22 protein-coding genes are annotated in these 18794 nt (G+C 30.7%); 13 read left to right on the forward strand and 9 right to left on the reverse strand.

From position 1 onward, the window contains the following. Positions 1-35: 35 nt before the first annotated feature. Both G6N05_RS08230 and G6N05_RS08235 read left to right on the forward strand, forming a co-directional pair. Positions 36-800: an oxygenase MpaB family protein gene (locus tag G6N05_RS08230; RefSeq protein WP_166126576.1), complete on the forward strand. Its 765-nt coding sequence runs from the start codon at positions 36-38 to the stop codon at positions 798-800. A gap of 125 nt (positions 801-925) precedes the next feature. Next, on the forward strand, positions 926-1348 hold the full coding sequence (locus G6N05_RS08235; RefSeq protein ID WP_166126579.1) for a lipocalin family protein: 423 nt from the start codon (positions 926-928) through the stop codon (positions 1346-1348). A 187-nt stretch (positions 1349-1535) separates the two neighbouring features. On the opposite strand, the gene G6N05_RS08240 is transcribed toward G6N05_RS08235, so the two are convergent. From G6N05_RS08240 to G6N05_RS08260, 5 genes are all read right to left on the reverse strand, one after another. Then, entirely contained in the window at positions 1536-2030 is a 495-nt protein-coding gene (locus G6N05_RS08240) for a DUF2059 domain-containing protein (protein WP_166126583.1), read from the reverse strand. A 25-nt stretch (positions 2031-2055) separates the two neighbouring features. After that, positions 2056-2622 (reverse strand): hypothetical protein, encoded by a 567-nt coding sequence (locus G6N05_RS08245; protein ID WP_166126588.1) that lies wholly within the window; start codon positions 2620-2622, stop codon positions 2056-2058. Positions 2623-2733: 111 nt separating this feature from the next. After that, positions 2734-3792, reverse strand: coding sequence for a nucleoid-associated protein (locus G6N05_RS08250; protein WP_166126591.1), 1059 nt, complete (start codon positions 3790-3792; stop codon positions 2734-2736). A 96-nt stretch (positions 3793-3888) separates the two neighbouring features. Further along, positions 3889-4440, reverse strand: a complete 552-nt coding sequence (locus G6N05_RS08255) for a plasmid pRiA4b ORF-3 family protein (RefSeq protein ID WP_166126595.1) — start codon at positions 4438-4440, stop codon at positions 3889-3891. Positions 4441-4575: 135 nt separating this feature from the next. Beyond that, entirely contained in the window at positions 4576-5031 is a 456-nt protein-coding gene (locus tag G6N05_RS08260) for a YciI family protein (protein WP_166126598.1), read from the reverse strand. A gap of 130 nt (positions 5032-5161) precedes the next feature. On the opposite strand from G6N05_RS08260, the gene G6N05_RS08265 reads away from it, so the two are divergent. Both G6N05_RS08265 and trxB read left to right on the forward strand, forming a co-directional pair. Further along, on the forward strand, positions 5162-7315 hold the full coding sequence (locus G6N05_RS08265) for a TonB-dependent receptor (protein ID WP_166126602.1): 2154 nt from the start codon (positions 5162-5164) through the stop codon (positions 7313-7315). Positions 7316-7510: 195 nt separating this feature from the next. Beyond that, on the forward strand, positions 7511-8458 hold the full coding sequence (gene trxB / locus G6N05_RS08270; RefSeq protein ID WP_166126605.1) for a thioredoxin-disulfide reductase: 948 nt from the start codon (positions 7511-7513) through the stop codon (positions 8456-8458). 61 nt (positions 8459-8519) lie between these two features. Here the strand turns inward: trxB and G6N05_RS08275 are convergent, their stop codons facing one another. After that, positions 8520-8897: a DoxX family protein gene (locus G6N05_RS08275; protein ID WP_166126610.1), complete on the reverse strand. Its 378-nt coding sequence runs from the start codon at positions 8895-8897 to the stop codon at positions 8520-8522. Positions 8898-9070: 173 nt separating this feature from the next. Here G6N05_RS08275 and G6N05_RS08280 point away from each other — a divergent pair, with 173 nt between their 5' ends. Next, complete coding sequence (locus G6N05_RS08280) at positions 9071-9811, forward strand: DUF3298 domain-containing protein (RefSeq protein WP_166126613.1); 741 nt, start codon at positions 9071-9073, stop codon at positions 9809-9811. Here the strand turns inward: G6N05_RS08280 and G6N05_RS08285 are convergent. Further along, positions 9804-10259, reverse strand: coding sequence for a DinB family protein (locus G6N05_RS08285; RefSeq protein ID WP_166126616.1), 456 nt, complete (start codon positions 10257-10259; stop codon positions 9804-9806). The genes G6N05_RS08280 and G6N05_RS08285 overlap by 8 nt on opposite strands. A gap of 267 nt (positions 10260-10526) precedes the next feature. On the opposite strand from G6N05_RS08285, the gene G6N05_RS08290 reads away from it, so the two are divergent. The 6 genes from G6N05_RS08290 (at position 10527) to G6N05_RS08315 (ending at position 14598) form a co-directional block, all read left to right on the forward strand. Further along, entirely contained in the window at positions 10527-10883 is a 357-nt protein-coding gene (locus G6N05_RS08290; protein WP_166126620.1) for an arsenate reductase family protein, read from the forward strand. Beyond that, positions 10876-11772 (forward strand): DMT family transporter, encoded by an 897-nt coding sequence (locus G6N05_RS08295; RefSeq protein WP_166126624.1) that lies wholly within the window; start codon positions 10876-10878, stop codon positions 11770-11772. The genes G6N05_RS08290 and G6N05_RS08295 overlap by 8 nt, the downstream gene beginning before the upstream one ends. A gap of 62 nt (positions 11773-11834) precedes the next feature. Further along, on the forward strand, positions 11835-12695 hold the full coding sequence (locus G6N05_RS08300) for a YicC/YloC family endoribonuclease (protein WP_166126627.1): 861 nt from the start codon (positions 11835-11837) through the stop codon (positions 12693-12695). A 92-nt stretch (positions 12696-12787) separates the two neighbouring features. Continuing rightward, positions 12788-13360: a guanylate kinase gene (gene gmk, locus G6N05_RS08305; protein WP_166126630.1), complete on the forward strand. Its 573-nt coding sequence runs from the start codon at positions 12788-12790 to the stop codon at positions 13358-13360. Between the two features lie 106 nt (positions 13361-13466). After that, on the forward strand, positions 13467-14048 hold the full coding sequence (gene nadD / locus G6N05_RS08310) for a nicotinate (nicotinamide) nucleotide adenylyltransferase (RefSeq protein WP_166126634.1): 582 nt from the start codon (positions 13467-13469) through the stop codon (positions 14046-14048). Between the two features lie 4 nt (positions 14049-14052). Then, on the forward strand, positions 14053-14598 hold the full coding sequence (locus G6N05_RS08315) for a hypothetical protein (protein ID WP_166126639.1): 546 nt from the start codon (positions 14053-14055) through the stop codon (positions 14596-14598). Between the two features lie 32 nt (positions 14599-14630). On the opposite strand, the gene G6N05_RS08320 is transcribed toward G6N05_RS08315, so the two are convergent. Beyond that, entirely contained in the window at positions 14631-15527 is an 897-nt protein-coding gene (locus tag G6N05_RS08320) for a LysR family transcriptional regulator (protein ID WP_166126643.1), read from the reverse strand. Positions 15528-15614: 87 nt separating this feature from the next. On the opposite strand from G6N05_RS08320, the gene G6N05_RS08325 reads away from it, so the two are divergent. Further along, complete coding sequence (locus G6N05_RS08325) at positions 15615-16400, forward strand: type 1 glutamine amidotransferase domain-containing protein (RefSeq protein WP_166126647.1); 786 nt, start codon at positions 15615-15617, stop codon at positions 16398-16400. Positions 16401-16404: 4 nt separating this feature from the next. Further along, positions 16405-17583 (forward strand): iron-containing alcohol dehydrogenase, encoded by a 1179-nt coding sequence (locus G6N05_RS08330; RefSeq protein ID WP_166126651.1) that lies wholly within the window; start codon positions 16405-16407, stop codon positions 17581-17583. A 160-nt stretch (positions 17584-17743) separates the two neighbouring features. On the opposite strand, the gene G6N05_RS08335 is transcribed toward G6N05_RS08330, so the two are convergent. Then, positions 17744-18631: a nicotinic acid mononucleotide adenyltransferase gene (locus G6N05_RS08335; RefSeq protein ID WP_166126655.1), complete on the reverse strand. Its 888-nt coding sequence runs from the start codon at positions 18629-18631 to the stop codon at positions 17744-17746. Positions 18632-18794 lie beyond the last annotated feature (163 nt).

The raw sequence follows: 18794 nt of genomic DNA on the forward strand, positions 1-18794 counted from the left end.
TATCACTAAAGGTGTGTTTTTGTATATTTGATTCTATGATAAACTTTGTTGAAAACGATTCGGTTGTTAGAAAAATATGGGGTAAAAGTGATACCATACTTTTTATTTTTGCAGGTGCTTCTGCAGAATTTGCTCTTAATAAAGCCGTAGATTGGTTGTATTTTACTGGAAAATTGCCTTCCGATCCTTTAGGGCGACTTTTTTCAACGGTTCGATATGCTAAAAAAATTGTTTTTTCTTCCATGGATGATGCGAATGCTGCTATTGATACGATGCGAAAAATACATTCTGCTGTGGAACAAAATCGGGGTGATGTTATTCCAGATTGGGCCTATAGAGATGTTTTGTTCATGCTAATTCATTATTCAATTGCGGCTTATGAAGTATTGGAAAAAAAATTAAGCGATGCCGAAAAAGAAGAAGTTTATAATGTTTTTTATCGTGTTGGTATCAGAATGGGATTGAAAGAATTACCAGAAAATTATATAGAATGGCTTCCTGTAAGGCAATCGCATTTAATGGAAAATTTGCAAAAGAGCGAATTCACCATTGATTTATTTAAACAATATAAAAAACATCTAGGTGCGATGCGATACAAGGTTTTACTCGAAGGTCAGAAATTAGTTGTACCAAAAAGAGTTAAAGAATTGATGCATTTTAGTAATTTTTCTATCATAACACCATTCATTCCAATTTATAAATTTAGTAGAGTCATAAAAATAGACGATTTGTTAAAAAACATACTTCTTCCATCAGATTATAAAGCTCAAATTAACGAATTAGATGTGCATAAAGACTAAAATTCTTCTTAACCAGGTCTTTTCATAAGTGAAGAATTAATTATATAAGTTATATTTATAATCATGTAACAGCCTTCTATGGTGTTACACCTAATTTCGTATTTAATAATTTAAACAAATTAGATATGAAAAATTCAAGAATAATATTAGCCTTAGTAGCAAGTATCGGATTATTTGCAGTTTCGTGTAACAATGACGACAGTAATGGAGGAGAAACAATTGCACCTTTAGCTGGAAAATGGAATTATTCTAAAGTAGGAACTACATCAGGTACTACAGAAACATTAATTGATGCACCACAAAATCAATCAGGATGTAATAGAGATTACATTGATCTTAAATTAGACAACACTGTAATTGAAGGAAATTATGATTCAACTATTGATCCTTGTGCTTTATTCACTGATAATGGAATTTACTCTCGTTCTCATAATGATTTAACCAGAGTTGTAAACGGTGTTACAAAAGTTCAAGATATTGTGAATCTTACATTTAATCAATTGAAATTAAAAGATGATGCTGGAAATATTGAAGTTTTTGTTAGATAAAACTCAAATTTTTTTGCATTACAAAAAACGGAACAACATTTAAAGTTGGTTCCGTTTTTTTTTATTTGTATTTATCATTCAAGCCAATTCCTTGTAAAATATGGGTTTTATATAAAGGAAGTTTGTTAATTATGGAAGCCACAAGTTCCAGTTCTTCCGTCCATTAAGTATTGTTTTGGATGGAGAGTTACTTTTTCAATTGTTGCACGAAATTTTCTTTAATTTCTTCACCCGCTTTTAAAGACTGTAGCATTAATATTGGAAGTTTATCAGCCATTTTTTGTCCAGCAGACGATTTGTAAAACCGAATAAGTTGGTTGATTTCTTTTAAAGTAAATTGCTTTCTATAAATCCAGATGATTGCATTATTTAACCATTTTTTACCATTTCCATTTTTGAAAAAAGCTTCAATTTTATCTAATTCTTCCGTTGGTGCATTTTCTTTACTTCGTTCTTCAGCAATTTTAAATTCTATGGCTTCATTAATATTAAAACCACCTTTTAAACTTCTTAATTTTTCTATTCTTTTGGAAAGTTTATCGTTTGGAACCGAAGTCGTATCCAACTTAAATTCTTTCATTTCTAACGCAATTTTTTCAAAAATAGGCGTAGTAGTTTTGTCATTTTGAGCTTGACTCCAAAAGGTAAAAAAGAGGAGAAGTATTGTAGCGGTTTTTTTCATAATGCTTCACAATTTTTTAAAATGACTATTCAGGTGTTACACAGGAAATTAGTTTTTTTGTAACTGTTGCACCATTGATATTTACAGTTGCACCAATATACCCATGTCCTTTCAAATAATAGAATTGAAATGTATTAGAAGCACTTTTTGCTTGCATGACAAGCAAGTTTTTATATTCGCAATAAGGAGTTTTTAATTCACCACTAAAGGATATAATTTCATATTCCATAGAATTATCAACTTTATTCCATTTATCACCAATTTTAAAATCTTTACTAAAACGAATCGTTTCATTTTCACAACATTCATCAAATTCATAAACAATGTTGTTTTCTTCTCTCAAATACATTAAATCAACAGTCTTATTTTCCCATTCTTGTTTGATTTCAGTATACTCTTTTTCTTTAATTATCTTTTTACCATTATTAGTTTCGATATAATAGGTGTTTTTCCAAAATATTTTTTTTGAATCGATTGCCAAAGGAAAATATACACCATCCTCATTTGGACTACAGAAGTTTTGACCTTCTTTAAGTTGAGAATATCCTTTTAAATTTAATAAAATTATTGCGATTAAGAATGCTTTTTTCATTTTTTTGAGATTTATAACTGCGGTAAATCTAAAAAAAAATTCCCCAATTATCGCTAATTGAGGAATATTATATTTTTGCTTTTTAAGTTGCCTGAGGCTCTCGAAGGTAACTTAAGATTTATTCTCTTTATTGAAGTAAACTAAGTAATAATACATTTGTTTTTCTTCGTCCCAACCTTTTTCTACAAATTTTTCTGCACTTTCCGGATTGATGAAATCTAATCTAATTTGTATGTTGGTGTCTAATTCAATGGTGTTCTTTAATTTTCTACGAACATCTGTTACTGCTGCATTTGCAATTGGAAAATTAGAAACATCTTCAATGCTGTATTTCGCACCTTTATCTACTTTATAGTTTTTAAATTCTGGAATCAAATCTGGATTATTGATAACATCGTTTAAGAAAGCCGTTTCTTCAAATTCGTCGTTTTTCGCAAAGTGATTTACGGCACGGTTCATAAATAAAACTTCTTCTTTTTTGTCTTCTGCTGGTAAAACTACTTCTTTAGCAAAATCTTTACAAAATTGTAAGTATTTTTTAGTCATAAACGTTTCATCTTGAAACACATCTACACTTAAAAAATGTTCTAACCAGTAACGTGCATCGTATCTATTACTGTCAACCGTTAAAATTTTATAACCTTCTTCTTTTTTGTAATTGAAAATCAAACAACCTTTATCTAACTTGTTTAAGTTGATACCGTCTTGTAAAATCATTTCTAAATTACTTCCGTTTTCTTGAAATTGTAAGAAGTCGGTTTTGATTTCACTTTTGAAAACACCAATCGCATCTACCACATTATTATCGATAGAAACGTTAGTTAAATAAGCAATATATACTTCACCACTTTTAATGTGTGGATGATTAGATTGCTCAAATAAATGCTGTGTAATTTTTTTAGAAACGTTATGAATTTCGCTTGGTTTATTGAAAATTTCCGTCGCCATGTTGAACATTTCATTGTATTCTAAATCTACATCATGTGCAAACTGATAGTAGTTTTCTTCTTTTTCACGAAACGCCTTGAAGAAATATTCCTTTAAAATCGGCATAATTTCATCATTCAACGAATACGGACTTTCAGATAAGAAAATTTGTTCTTCTTTATTTTTATTTCCAACTCGGTGTATAGAAAGGTTTTCTACGTGTGTATTAAATAAGTTTATCATAGTCAATTAGTCAATTAGCCAATTTTCAATCAGCCAATTATTAGTATTTTATTTTTTAATTGGCGTATTGCCACATTATTTTATTGGCTAATTAGATTAGTTCCAATTTTCTTCAAAACCAGGATCGTCATAAGATTCTGTATCGCCATAAGCATCTAAATCATCTTCGTCTAAATCATCTTCAAAGTCATTAAATAAGTCTTCGTTTTCTAAATCGCCACCTCTGAAACCACTTGTTGTAGCTTCATCAGGTAAAACACCGTGAGAAAAAAGTAAAGCTGGATAATCCACACCTTCCTTATTATTTTCCATGGCAGCTAATTCTACGAAAAATGTCCACATCGAAAACAAATCGTACACATAAACCAATTTGGTGTTTTGTTCGTGTACTAAATCGTCTAATTTATATTCGGCCATTGTTTTTATCTCACCTGGAATATCTCCTGTGTCAAACATTGGAATTCCATCTTCTTCATGCCAAGCCCAATCGTCACCACAAGTGTAAAAAGCACCAACTTCGGAACCATCAAAGCCAAAAGCGTTGACTAAAGCGTTGTGTAAATCTTCTAAAGTATCTTTCGCTTCTATAGCAATATCTCTAAAAATATCTTCTTCGTTGTCTAAAATGGCTCTAAACTTATAAATCATAATATGTAATTTTAAAACGCAAAAGTACGTAATATTTGAAACTTATTTTATTGAAAACTACGATTGTTAATAAATTCAGTATCGTTTTCAGTTATAAGTTTTTAAGAATTTTGAATTGTTTATTTCGGGCCAAAATTATTTTTTTGGTTTCGTAATTTTATCGTGAATTTCCTTTGTTGCTCCTAATGCTGCGCTACCGTACCAAATGGTTAAATCTGCTTCGAAAAGTTTAGCTTGAACTGCAGGATCAGAATTGACTAACTTTTCTGCTTCTTCAATTGTAGTACAATTAAAAATGAAAATTCCTCTGTAGTTTTTCTCGTTTTTCATAAATGGTCCGGCTACAACTAGCTTATTTTCATCAGCTAACTTTTTAATATTCGCCATATGACCATCAAAAAGTAGTTTCTTTTCTTCGGCAGTTGCTGTTGTATTGGTGCCAGTTTTTAAAATACAAAACACGTAGGTTTTCATGCCACGTTCATCTCCACCCAATTTTTTGGACAAAGCTTCGTCATAATTAGAAGTTTCTTGGGAAAATCCAACTTGATTGAAAGCTATAAATAAAAGAGTAATTAGTAATTTTTTCATTATATATTGTTTTTGGAAAATATAAAGATACTTGTTTTACAATTCAGATGCAAAATTCTACAATTCGGCACATTACTTTTTCTGTTTTCAGTCAATTATAACAACTTTGCTTCATCAAAAAACACAAAACATGAAAAATTTTATCTTTATTTTAGTAACGCTATTCAGTGTAACTGCTTTTTCTCAAACTAAAATTTCTGGAAAAGTAATTAATAAGAAAAATGTACCAATGCAAGGCGTAAACGTTTTTATTGACGGAACTTACGATGGCGCTTTAACCAATGAAAAAGGAGAATTTAGTTTCGAAACTGATGCTAAAGAAAATCAAATTTTAAAATTTACTTTGAATGGCTTTTTAGATGTTACCGAAAATATTGTGATAGAAACCTATACGAATAGGGTTTTCACACTTTTTCAAGATATGAATACAATTGACACGGTTGTTATTTCTGCAGGAACAATAAAAGCGGGTGATAATAGTAAAGTCACCGCTTTGAAACCTTTAGATATTGTAACTACAGCAGGTTCTTCTGGTGATATTGTTGCAGCTTTGGAAACTATGCCAGGTGTAAATGCTGTTGGTGAAAGCGGACGTTTGTTTGTTCGTGGTGGTGAAGCAGGAGAAACTCAGACTTATGTTGATGGGATTCGTGTCGCACAACCTTACGGAGCATCACCTAATAATATTCCAACTCGTGGTCGATTTTCGCCTTTTTTATTTAAAGGAATTACGTTTTCAACAGGTGGTTATAGTGCCGAATTTGGTGACGCTTTATCAAGTGTGCTTTTATTGAATACAGTAGATGAACCCGCTCAAAATCAGACTGATATTTCAATTATGACGGTTGGAGTAGGATTAGGAAAATCGAAAAAATGGAAAAATAGTTCGATTTCGTTTAACTCGAGTTATATCAATTTGAAACCTTATTATTTATTAGCACCACAAAGTTTAGATTGGAATAAAGCTCCAGAATCTATGTCAGGTGAAACGGTTTATAGAACTAAAATTAAAGATGGATTACTAAAAGTGTATGCGGCTTTTGATCATTCAACCATGAATGTTAATCAGAAAGACATAAACTATTCTGACAAAATTAAGTTCGGATTGACTAACAATAATTTTTACATCAATTCTGTATATAAAGGAAATATCGCAACCGCTTTACAATTGCAAACTGGTTTTAGTTTCGGATACGGAAACAATAAAATCGGAATTAATTCAGATAAATTGAATAATTACGAACGCGCTTTACATTATAAATTGAAGTTACGAAAAACGTTTTCTAATATGTTCAAGTTAAATGTTGGTGGAGAGTTTTTTCACACAAATTTCAACGAAAATTACAAACCTTTTTCTCAAAACAGATTCGATTATGGTTATCAAAATAACACGGTAGCTCTTTTTACAGAAGCAGAAGTGTTCTTATCACAAGATTTAGCTTTTAATGTTGGATTACGTTCATCAAATGCTTCAATTGTGAATGAATTTACGATGGAACCAAGAGTTTCAGTTGCTTACAAAATCGCAAAAAAGAGTCAGCTTTCTTTAGCTTATGGAAGTTTTTATCAAACCGCCAATCCTGATTATTTAAAGTTCACTCAAAACTTAAAATATGAAAACACCAATCATTATATTTTGAATTATTTATATAATAATGATGGAAAAATGTTTCGTGCAGAAGCATATTTTAAAGACTATGATAACTTAGTGAAATTCGATTCGAATGTTTCCAGTAACACTTCAAATTTCAACAATAATGGATTGGGTTACGCCAAAGGAATCGATTTGTTTTGGAGAGATAATAAAACATTCAAAGGTTTAGATTATTGGGTAACATATTCTTTTATAGATTCGGAAAGAGATTATAAAAATTATGAGAAACAAGTCACGCCAAGTTTTATCGCCAATCATAATTTTTCAGTTGTAACGAAATATTGGATAGATAAATTGAAATCGCAAATTGGGTTAACGTATAGTTTCAATTCGGGACGACCTTACGATAATCCAAATGAAACAGAATTTATGAATCAGAAAACCAAATCGTATAACAATTTTAGTTTAGGTTGGTCGTATTTACTATCACAACAGAAAATATTATATTTATCCGTTTCCAACTTATTAGGTGCGAATAACGTTTTCGGATATCAATATGCCAATTCTCCTGATGCTTCTGGAACGTTTAAAAGACAAGCAGTTACACAACCAGCAAGCCGTTTTTTCTTTATAGGTTTCTTTTGGACGATTTCCGATAATAAAAAAACAAATCAATTGGATCAATTGTAGGTTTAAAATATTGTTTCAAGTTTAAGGTTTCAAGTTGGCGGATGTTCTAAAAGCTAAATTGTAATTTGTTTTGAACTTAGATTGGGATTTCGGCATTGAAAACATTTATATCACAATAATAAAAAATGTAACTTTTATTACATAAAAAAGCATTTGAATTTTATATTTTTGCTACAAATTAAAAAAAACACGACAATGTCAAACGAAATAGAAAAAGTAAAATGCCTTATAATCGGTTCTGGTCCTGCAGGATATACTGCTGCAATTTATACGGCTAGAGCGAATATGAACCCGGTTTTATACCAAGGAACACAACCAGGTGGACAGTTAACAACTACGAATGAAGTAGAAAACTGGCCAGGAAATCCAGAAGGAATTACAGGTCCAGAAATGATGGTTGGTTTGCAAAAACAAGCTGAACGATTTGGAACAGATGTTCGAGATGGTTGGGCAACAAAAGTAGATTTTAGCTCTGAACCACATAAAATTTGGATTAACGATACTAAAGAAATTCACGCTGATACGGTTATTATTTCTACAGGTGCAACAGCAAAATATTTAGGTTTACCTTCTGAACAACATTATTTACAAACTGGTGGTGGTGTTTCTGCTTGCGCGGTTTGTGATGGGTTTTTCTATAGAAACCAAGAAGTTGTAATTGTTGGAGCAGGAGATAGCGCTTGTGAAGAAGCACATTACTTATCTAAATTATGTAAAAAAGTTACCATGTTGGTTAGAAGTGAAAAATTTAGAGCTTCTAAAATCATGGAACAACGTGTGAAAAATACAGAAAACATTACTATTTTAATGAATCACGATACGGTTGAAGTTTTAGGAGACGGACAAGTGGTTACTGGTGTTAAAGCTAAAAACAAAACTACTAATGAAGATTTCGATATTCCTGCAACTGGATTTTTCGTAGCGATTGGTCACAAGCCAAATACAGATATTTTTGCAGATTATTTAACGTTAGACGAAACTGGTTATATTGTAAATGTACCAGGAACTTCTAAAACAAATGTATCAGGTGTGTTTGTTGGTGGAGATGCTGCGGATCACGTGTACAGACAAGCAATTACTGCTGCTGGAACAGGTTGTATGGCTGCGTTAGATGCGGAAAGATATTTAGCAAGTAAAGACTAAGTTCTTATCACATATTTATAAAAAAATCGGATTTTATATCCGATTTTTTTATTTTAATTGATTAACCAACCAATATAGAATACTTTTCTTTATTGTCATAAATTGCCCAAAGATTAACTAAAAAGAACGCTAAAGCAATTGGGAAACCTGACATGTCTGTAACGGTATTGGTCAACATAATTCCTACCATTACTGGAAAAATTATAATGGCACCTAAAGCTCTTGTTTTTGGAAAAATAAATAAAATTCCACCAATAATTTCTACAATTCCCACTAAAGGTAATAACCAACCAATATCGCTAAATGCTTTAAAAGCATTAGTTAAACTTTCAGGCATATTTTCAGGCATTGGCATGTAATGAAATAATTTATCCAATCCTGCATTAAGCATCATTAGTCCGAAAATCAGACTTAAACCAAATAGAATTTTGTTTTTCATAAGTTAAAGTTTTGGTTATTATATATTTATAAAGGTAATTTTTAGTGATTTTTGTATAGTAAATATATTTTTTTTTGTGAATGAAATAAAGAGAAAGCATTGTTTTTTTTTAAACCATTCGCTTGGCTTGATTTTTGATAGGTAATACAAAGCAAAATCTTGCAAAACTCAAAATGAAAAATTCAATATTTATACTTCTTTTATTCCTGCTTTCTGGTTGCGCGCAACAATTAGTTTTTGAACGCAAGCAATACAATTCTTCCTATAGTCCAAATTATACTTCTAGTTATAATTCTGCGAACATTAAAATGGAAGTTTTAGAAGCTAAGAATGACGAAAATATTAATAAAGTAATATTTGATAATATTAAAGAGCTTTCTAGCTTTATTGACAGTCAAAACTTAACAATAAATAATTATAATCAACTTACTAAAGGGTTTGTTGAGACATATAAAAACGCAAAAAATAAAACTCCTGAAAATAATATTAAAAACTGGGATTTCGAACTAGAATCAATCATTGAATATGAAACCGAAGAATTTGTAAATATTGGCATTAATTATACTTCTTCTTACGGTGATGCATCAGGTTTTGGAGGAAAACGTTCCCTTGTTTTTAATAAACAAACGGGGAATCAGTTAAAAACCGAAGATGTTTTTTTAAATACAAAAGCAGTATCTAAATTAGTGGAAGCCAAATTTAGAGATAAGTATAAAGTGAATAATTCTATTCCTTTAAACCAACAAGGTTATTGTTTTGAAAATGGTTCTTTTTATCTTACAAATAATATATTTTTCAATATTGAAGGTGTGAAATTCATTTACAATATCAACGAAATTTCTTCATACGATAAAGGTTCTTACGAGGTTTTTTTAACGTATCAAGAAATCGACAAATATTTACTAATTAAATAAAACGTTTAATTTTCATCATAAATCCTAAGTGAACACCTTCGTGATAATGATTGAAAAGCATGCCTTCTTCAAAGTTTGTTAATAAAAATCCTGTTCTAGTTTGTGTTTCGGTGTAATTTTCAAATTTTCCATTTTCATAATCTAAAATGGTTTGTTCAATTGTAGAAAATAATAGACTTTTAATTTCATCCACTTCTTCTTGTGTAGTTTTTCCATCAGGAATGGTTCCGTTTACGTATTTATTGGTGAATTCTTCAGTTAACAACGTTTCGTTTTCAGAAAGTAAATAGGCTAAACGTTGTTGCGAAACAATAATATGTCCGATATTCCAAATCAAATTATTTCTTAAACCTTCAGGAATAAGGTTCAATTGCTCTAAAGTATAGTTTTCTATGTAAGAAGCGTAAATTTCTCGACTTCTTTTTATGGATTTGAAAAGGGTGTTCATAACCTGCATTTAAATTGTTTCCGTAAATTTATTAAAAAAATAAAGTCAATATGTTTTATTTGCCACGAATTCTCGAATGTTTTTATTTTTTAATTCGATTTAATTCGAATATTCGTCAAAGACGAACAAATTTCACAATTATGAAGATTCAAATTCGTTAATTCGTGGCAAAACTAAGTAAATATTAAATTTGAAAATTAAATGATGTTTTTTATTTCTAAATCATAATAAAAAATAACTTTCTTACCTTTGCACTTTAAATTTATTATGCGAAAAATATATTATCTCGCTTCTTGCGATACCTGTCGAAAAATAATTAAGTCGTTACCTTCAAATGCAAATTTAGAGTTTCACGATATTCGTCAAAATCCAATTACAGTTGAAGAACTAGAATTCATGCACCAACTTTCTGGAAGTTATGAAGCACTTTTTAGTAAAAAAGCCCAATTATACAAAGAAAAAGGTTTGAAAAACATCGCTTTATCTGAAGAAGATTATAAAAAATTTATATTAGAACATTATACTTTTTTGAGTCGTCCCGTGGTGATTTTAGAGAATGAAATTTTCATAGGAAACACTCAACCTAATATTTTAAAATTACAAAAGGCTTTGAGTAATGAATAGTCGTTCTTGGGCGTTAGTTTGCGCTTGGATTGTAGCTATTATTTACGGAGTTACCTTCACCATCGCTAAAGATGTAATGCCACAATATGTAAATCCGTTTGGCTTTATTGTATTGCGAGTTGGTGGTGCGACAATTCTATTTTGGTTGGTTTCTTTTTTCGGACCAAAAGAAAAAATTGCTACAAACGATTTTCTTCGAATTGCTGCTTGTGCCTTTTTCGGAGTAGCTTTTAACATGCTGACCTTTTTTAAAGGATTAAGTTATACTTCTCCAATTATGGGAGCAGTTTTAATGGTAACCACACCAATGATTGTGTTGATACTTTCTTCGATTATTATGAAAGAAAGAATGCAATCTAAAAAAGTCATTGGTATTTTGTTAGGATTAGCAGGAACCATCACTTTAATTTTATACGGAAAAGCGCTAAACAACGCACCAAATGCCACTTTAGGAAATTTATTGGTGTTTGTAAATGCAGTTTCTTATGGTTTTTACCTGATTTTCGTAAAGAAATTAATGGATAAATATAACGCGTTTACTTTTGTGAAATACATTTATTTATTCGGGTTTTTTATGGTTTTACCGTTTGGTTATAACGAATTACAAATGGTAAATTGGAACGAAATTCCTTTAGATATTAGTCTGAAAATTGGATTTGTAGTGATTTTTTCAACGTTTTTTACGTATTTGCTAAACTTAATTTCCATGCGAAATTTAAAACCAACAACTGTAGCCGTTTTTATTTATTTACAACCTTTTTTCGCTACGATATTCGCAATTGGTTTAGGAAAAGACAATTTGAATCTAGTTAAAATTATTTCTGCTACATTGATATTTGTTGGCGTTTATTTGGTAATTCATAAAAAGAAAGAGACTAGTAGCGACTAATCTCTATTCACTTTTTACGAATCACTAAAAAAACTTATCTTTACACTCTTTTATAAAAATATATGATATTATCAATGACCGGTTTTGGTAAAGCAAGTTTGCAATTATCAACCAAGAAAATTACAGTAGAAGTTAAATCTTTAAACAGTAAAGGACTCGATTTAAACACAAGAATGCCTTCTGTTTATAGAGAAAACGAATTGGCTTTAAGAAATCTTCTAGCTCAAAAGTTAGAAAGAGGTAAAGTTGATTTTTCTTTATTTGTTGAGGTAACTGGTGAAGAAACCTCTTCTAAAATTAACGCGGCTATTGTAAAAGCTTACATCGCTCAAATGAAAGCTATTCTGCCAGATGCTGACGAAACGGAGTTGATGAAAATGGCGGTTAGAATGCCAGATACGATGAAAACCGAGCGTGAAGAAATTGATCCGAACGAATGGAAACAAATTCAAACTGTAATTGACGAAGCGATTGAAAACATGTTGTCTTTCAGAACTTCTGAAGGTGCGTCTTTAGAAAAAGAATTCACATTACGAATTGAAAATATTAGAAGTTACATGAATCAGGCTTTAGCTTTAGATCCAGAAAGAGTAACAGCAATTAAAGAACGTTTACAAACCGCTATTGATGAATTAAAAGTCAATGTGGATATAAATCGTTTCGAACAAGAATTGATTTATTATTTAGAAAAATTAGATATCACAGAAGAAAAAGTACGTTTGACCAATCACTTAGATTATTTCTTACAAACTTTAAACGGAAGTGAAGCTAACGGAAGAAAATTAGGATTCATCACGCAAGAAATGGGTAGAGAAATCAATACCATGGGTTCCAAATCAAACCATGCCGAAATGCAAAAATTGGTCGTGATGATGAAAGACGAATTAGAAAAAATTAAAGAGCAAGTACTAAACGTATTATAAAATTCCTGCAAGGTTTCCAAAACCTTGTAGGTATCTATTAAATTAAACCTACAAGGTTTTGGAAACCTTGCAGGATAACAACATAACACACAATGAATCAAGGTAAATTATTAGTATTCTCAGCACCATCAGGGTCGGGAAAAACAACTATAGTAAGGCATTTATTAAAACAAGAAGATTTAAATTTAGAATTTTCAATTTCTTGTACGACTCGTGAGCCACGTGGCGAAGAAGTTCATGGAAAAGATTATTATTTTATTTCTTTAGACGAATTTAAAAAGCACATTAAAGCGGAAGATTTCGTAGAATGGGAAGAAGTATATAGAGATAATTTCTACGGTACTTTAAAAAACGAAGTGGAACGCATTTGGGCAAAAGGAAAAAATGTCATTTTCGATATTGATGTATCGGGCGGATTACGAATTAAATCGAAATTCAAACAAGAAACATTGGCAGTATTTGTAAAACCACCAAGTATTGACGAGTTGAAAATCCGATTGAAAAAGCGTTCTACAGAAAGTGATGATAAAATCAACATGCGAATTGCAAAAGCTTCAGTAGAATTAGCCACTGCACCACAATTTGACACCATCATTAAAAATTACGATTTAGACGTTGCAAAGGTTGATGCATATAATTTGGTAAAAGAATTTGTAAACAAATAAATATTACACAGAGTTTCGCAAAGATTCTCAGAGTTACACAAAACTTTTATTCTTTGCGATGCTCTGTGAAAAAACTTTGTGTATCTCTGCGAAACAACAATAAAAAATGAAAATAGGTTTATATTTCGGAACGTTTAATCCCATACATGTTGGGCATTTAATTATCGCTAATCATATGGCGGAGCATTCGGATTTAGATCAAATTTGGATGGTCGTAACGCCGCACAATCCACACAAACAGAAAAACACTTTGTTAGATGATTACCATCGGTTACACATGGTGCATTTAGCAACAGAAGATTTTCCGAAAATTAAACCTTCTGATATTGAGTTTAAATTGCCACAGCCTAATTATACGATAAATACGTTAGTGCATTTACAAGAGAAACATCCTAATTACGAATTCTCTTTAATTATGGGTGAAGACAATTTGAATTCTCTTCATAAATGGAAAAACTACGAAGCCATTTTACAACATCATGAAATTTATGTGTATCCACGATTAAATTCTGGAGAAATAGACGAACAATTTGTCAATCATCCAAAAATTCATAGAGTAGGAGCACCAGTTGTCGAATTATCATCAACATTCATTCGCGAAAGCATTAAAAACAATAAAAATGTGATTCCTATGTTGCCACACAAAGTTTGGGAATATGTAGAGCATAATTTGTTTTATAAGAAGTAATGAAATGCAAAATCTGGAATTAGAAAATCTGATTGAAAATCAACCCAAAAAGAAGAACACAGTAATCGATTTTGTTTTTGATACACCTTATTTTGTTAGGTCAACTAAATATGGTTCTATCATTAAAAAGTATAGTAAAGAAATCGTTTTCAAAAATACGGGTTCTGATAATTACATCTATTTCGTATTTGGATTTGTGATTTTTATTTTTGGTTTTCGAGCGATTGGAGACGTTTTTAGCAGGTATGTTGTTCTGTTTTTTTTACTTGTTTTGCTTCTTGTTTTTTGGTATAATAAAAAGAGAAAATTAGAAGAAATTAAAATATCTGAAGATGGAATTATAATTGAAAAGACCCAATATTATTGGAATCAAATTTATGATTATGGTTTTACAATCGAACCTAAGCACAAAAGTTCTACCTATTATCTTGTAATCTTTACGACTCTTGGTGAGAAAGTGAGTTATGGCTTATACAACTATTTTGACACAGAAGAAATTATAATAACCATGAATTTTTTCAGAAATAGATATAATTCAAGAAGAGATTAATACAATTTTAATGGAATTTAAGGCTAAGATTTTTATACCAAATACACACTGATTTCTTTCTGAACCTCTTCTAATATCGAACTTAAAGTGTCGTTTTTTCTTGATAAAATATAAATTTCTGTACTTGGCATTTTTGTGCTGTTCCATAGTAATTGCAGTTTTTTTTCTTCGATAAATGGTTTCGCATTAATATCCCAAACAACAGAAACTCCTGAGTTTTCAGATAATGTGGTTAACAATTCCGATTCAGAAGGAATAATATAGTTTGAAATTATTGACGGTCTTTTTTTATCAAAAACATATAGCCAAAATAATTTCACATGTGGAATTTGTGCATCATAATTATACCATTTTTGTTGGTTCAACCAGTTTTCAATCGCGGTATACTTTTCATTTTCAATCTCTTTTTTAACGGTAACTAGTTCTAAATCTTTACTGGCAACAAGTATTTGTTTTATAGTTCCTACTATTCTTTGTATCGTATCAAACGTGTCGTATTTTTTAGAAACTATAGCGAAATCAATTTTCTTGTTATCTACCAACTGAAATAATTCATCATTCGTTCCAAAAGAAAAATCAATAAAATCAAATTTTGAAAGTAACTTCGAACCTATACTCGTGAATAAATGTTGTGAAATTCCAACAGAAACTACTTTATTCGCATTGAAAGCTTTTTCTCGAAAACCGTTTTCTACACTTTCCAACCTATCTAAAGCTTCTATAATCAAATTATTGAGTAACTTGGCATAATCGGTGGGTTCTACACCTTTCGATTTTCTATTGAATAGTTTATAGCCAACATGCGCTTCTAACATAGCCATTTGCTGACTAACAGCTGGCTGACTAATAAATAATTCCTTAGCCGCAAGTGAAAAATTCCCGTTTTTATATACAGATTTAAAGGTTCGATACCATTCTAAATTTACCATGATATAATTTTATTTATCACAAATATAATTTAAATTATTTTTACTAATATCATATAAGTCGTAATTTTGAAAAAAAAATAAGAAATCATGAAACGTATTTTAGTCAGCTTACTTGTAATTTTATCTTTCGGTTGTAAAGTAAAATCAACAGCAACCACATCTCAAAAAAATCAATTAATAAATAAAGAAAACATGAAAAAAGTAGTATTTGTATTAACTAGTCATGATGAACTAGGAAACACTGGAGAAAAAACAGGATTTTGGATTGAAGAATTTGTAGCGCCTTATTATGAATTAGCTGATCAAGGTGTAGAAATTACAATCGCTTCACCAAACGGAGGACAGCCACCTATTGATCCGAAAAGCTCAGATCCAAGTGCAGCAACTGAAGATACCAAACGTTTTGATGGAGATAAAGCTTTACAAGAAAAATTAAAAATCACAGTTAAATTAGCAGATATTAATGCGGATGATTATGACGCAATTTTTTATCCTGGAGGACACGGACCATTATGGGATTTGGTTTCTGATAAAAATTCTATATCTTTAATCGAAACTTTTTATACGACCAATAAACCAGTTGCATTTGTTTGTCATGCTCCAGCAGTATTAAAAAACGTAAAAGTAAATGATGCTTATTTGGTTAAAGATAAAAAAGTTACAGGTTTCACCAATGAAGAAGAAGAAGCTGTTGGGTTAACCAAAATCGTTCCGTTTTTATTAGAAGATGCTTTGAAAGCCAATGGCGCATTATATAGTAAAGGAGAAAATTGGGCACCATATGCTGTGGAAGATGGTTTGTTAATTACGGGTCAAAATCCAGCTTCATCAAAATTAGTTGCCAAAAAATTATTAGAACAATTAAATAAATAATACTATGAATAATTTCGAATTGTATAATCCTGTAAATTATGTCTTTGGAAAAGGACAAATTGAAAAATTAAAAGATTTGGTTCCTGCGAATACTAAAATCATGATTGCTTATGGTGGTGGAAGTATTTTTAATAATGGCGTGTATGATCAAGTAAAAGCTGCATTATCGACACAATTTGAAGAAAATAATATTGTAGAATTTGGTGGAATAGAGCCTAATCCAAGATATGAAACGTTAATGAAAGCGGTAGAAATTATTCGTACCGAAAAAATTGGTTTTGTTTTAGCTGTTGGTGGTGGAAGTGTAATTGATGGCGTGAAATTTATTTCTGCTGCTGTAAATTATAAAGGTGATGCCGCTGAAATTTTAAGAAAGAGAATTCTTTTTACAGATTTATCTCAAGTTATTCCTTTTGGAACTGTGTTAACATTACCAGCAACGGGTTCGGAAATGAATTCTGGTGCAGTAGTTACTATTAACGCTACTCATGAAAAATTAACATTAGGCGGAAGTGCTTTATTTCCTAAATTTTCTGTTGTTGATCCGACAGTTATTGCTTCTTTACCAAAAAGACAATTGCAAAATGGAGTTGTAGATGCTTTTACGCATACTATGGAGCAATATTTAACGTTTAAGCATGATGCCATTTTACAAGACAGAATTGCAGAAGGAATTTTGCAAACTTTAGTTGAAATTGGTCCAGAAGTAGTAGAAAACCCAACCGATTATAAATTAGCTTCCAATTTTGTTTGGAGCGCCACAATGGCTTTGAATGGTTTAATTCAAAAAGGAGTTCCTTCAGATTGGGCAACGCATATGATTGGACATGAATTAACCGCTTTGTATGAAATTGATCATGCTAGAACTTTAGCAATTATCGGTCCGAATTTATACCGAGTAATGTTCGAAACAAAAAAAGAAAAATTAGCACAATTTGGTGAAAGAGTTTTTCATTTAACTGGAGATTCAGAAGAGGAAATTGCTCATAAAGCTATCGAAAAAACAGTAGAATTTTTCCACACCATGGGAATGAAAACTAAGTTATCTGAGAATACAGAAGAATATGCTAAAACAGCTGATTTCATTGTAAACCGTTTTGAAGAAAGAGGCTGGAAAGCTTTAGGAGAAAAACAAAATATTACTCCAGAAAAAGTTAGAGAAATTGTAGAAATGAGCTATTAAGCAAAGAGGCAAATAAAAAGAGCCAAGTAAAAAGGCAAATGAGCCAAGTAAAAAGAAAAAAACTTCGTGCCTTTGCGTCTTCGTGGCAGTAAATAAAAAAGAAAAAGCGTCCGAGACTAAACCTCGAGACGCTTTTTGCAAACTAAACTAAAACTACTAACTATTTTTTCGCATTTGAAACCGATTCTAAATTTGTTTTGGTTCTTGAGGCTGCATTTCTCATAATTGGAATAAAGCCTCTTCCTACAAATTCGTATGTTGTTCCACTTGCTATGTGGTATAACCTTATTCTGCCATCGTTAATAACGGTGATGTTAAATCCTTCATAATCATTACTATTGTAGTAAAGATTCAATTTTTTCATATAAAAATTACCGGCTAAATTCTGAATGTTATAGTTTCCAGTATAATCCCAATAAATGTTGTTCACATTTCCAATCATATAATCTTGTGATGAACGAAACGTGTCGTTACTTCCAATTACAAATTTCAGATAGTTTTCAGCATCAAAAGCATTCGGATTCCCTCCAGCACTTGTGTATACTTCTTCCCAAGCTACATATTCTTGTAAGAAATAATGCATGTTGTCATAAAACACTCTATCATAATCAAAAGAACTTCTTTGGTAGCCAATCAAATAATATGTTGTATTTGTATGTGGATCGACTAACTTAATTTCATTTGGAGAAATCTGATATACATCTAACTCATAAAATCCATAAATATTGTGATAGACACGAACTGAATTTGAAGTGTAATTGTAATATCCAATATTCACACCGTAACCATTCCCTGTGCTTCCAATTCCTACCAAATTATTATTAGCAAATAAATCTCCTCCTAAAAAAGAAACTGTAAAAGCTTTTGATAAAAACGGAACATCTCCATTTCCAGTGGTCATATTATAATCTACATACCATACATCATAACTTTCCATCAAATCAGGTAAACTAATATTATCCTGATAATCATTTACTACTACATCAGTTGTACAAGATTGTAATGTGAAGAGTGAAATAAATGCCACTATAAGTAATTTTGCTTTCATCTTTTTAAGTTTTAAGGTTATAAAGTATATTTCAATTGCCGTGCCAAAAATGGTTTATTCACAACTCATTAACAAATTTTTATAGAACCAAGATGAAGAAGTATCTTTATAATTAAGGCTTCAGAAGATTTACCGCAACATAATTTTTTTAAAGATCTACTTT

Source organism: Flavobacterium bernardetii (assembly GCF_011305415.1).
Taxonomy (GTDB): domain Bacteria; phylum Bacteroidota; class Bacteroidia; order Flavobacteriales; family Flavobacteriaceae; genus Flavobacterium; species Flavobacterium bernardetii.

Coding starts and splice junctions, on each gene's coding strand:
- G6N05_RS08285 (WP_166126616.1), bottom strand. CDS start 10,259: ATGAACACCCTTTTCAAATCCATAAAAAGAAGTCGAGAAATTTACGCT.
- G6N05_RS08275 (WP_166126610.1), bottom strand. CDS start 8,897: ATGAAAAACAAAATTCTATTTGGTTTAAGTCTGATTTTCGGACTAATG.
- G6N05_RS08250 (WP_166126591.1), bottom strand. CDS start 3,792: ATGATAAACTTATTTAATACACACGTAGAAAACCTTTCTATACACCGA.
- G6N05_RS08235 (WP_166126579.1), top strand. CDS start 926: ATGAAAAATTCAAGAATAATATTAGCCTTAGTAGCAAGTATCGGATTA.
- G6N05_RS08335 (WP_166126655.1), bottom strand. CDS start 18,631: ATGAAAGCAAAATTACTTATAGTGGCATTTATTTCACTCTTCACATTA.
- G6N05_RS08265 (WP_166126602.1), top strand. CDS start 5,162: ATGAAAAATTTTATCTTTATTTTAGTAACGCTATTCAGTGTAACTGCT.
- nadD (WP_166126634.1), top strand. CDS start 13,467: ATGAAAATAGGTTTATATTTCGGAACGTTTAATCCCATACATGTTGGG.
- G6N05_RS08325 (WP_166126647.1), top strand. CDS start 15,615: ATGAAACGTATTTTAGTCAGCTTACTTGTAATTTTATCTTTCGGTTGT.
- G6N05_RS08230 (WP_166126576.1), top strand. CDS start 36: ATGATAAACTTTGTTGAAAACGATTCGGTTGTTAGAAAAATATGGGGT.
- gmk (WP_166126630.1), top strand. CDS start 12,788: ATGAATCAAGGTAAATTATTAGTATTCTCAGCACCATCAGGGTCGGGA.
- G6N05_RS08300 (WP_166126627.1), top strand. CDS start 11,835: ATGATATTATCAATGACCGGTTTTGGTAAAGCAAGTTTGCAATTATCA.
- G6N05_RS08280 (WP_166126613.1), top strand. CDS start 9,071: ATGAAAAATTCAATATTTATACTTCTTTTATTCCTGCTTTCTGGTTGC.
- G6N05_RS08290 (WP_166126620.1), top strand. CDS start 10,527: ATGCGAAAAATATATTATCTCGCTTCTTGCGATACCTGTCGAAAAATA.
- G6N05_RS08260 (WP_166126598.1), bottom strand. CDS start 5,031: ATGAAAAAATTACTAATTACTCTTTTATTTATAGCTTTCAATCAAGTT.
- G6N05_RS08245 (WP_166126588.1), bottom strand. CDS start 2,622: ATGAAAAAAGCATTCTTAATCGCAATAATTTTATTAAATTTAAAAGGA.
- G6N05_RS08315 (WP_166126639.1), top strand. CDS start 14,053: ATGCAAAATCTGGAATTAGAAAATCTGATTGAAAATCAACCCAAAAAG.
- G6N05_RS08255 (WP_166126595.1), bottom strand. CDS start 4,440: ATGATTTATAAGTTTAGAGCCATTTTAGACAACGAAGAAGATATTTTT.
- G6N05_RS08330 (WP_166126651.1), top strand. CDS start 16,405: ATGAATAATTTCGAATTGTATAATCCTGTAAATTATGTCTTTGGAAAA.
- G6N05_RS08240 (WP_166126583.1), bottom strand. CDS start 2,030: ATGAAAAAAACCGCTACAATACTTCTCCTCTTTTTTACCTTTTGGAGT.
- G6N05_RS08295 (WP_166126624.1), top strand. CDS start 10,876: ATGAATAGTCGTTCTTGGGCGTTAGTTTGCGCTTGGATTGTAGCTATT.
- G6N05_RS08320 (WP_166126643.1), bottom strand. CDS start 15,527: ATGGTAAATTTAGAATGGTATCGAACCTTTAAATCTGTATATAAAAAC.
- trxB (WP_166126605.1), top strand. CDS start 7,511: ATGTCAAACGAAATAGAAAAAGTAAAATGCCTTATAATCGGTTCTGGT.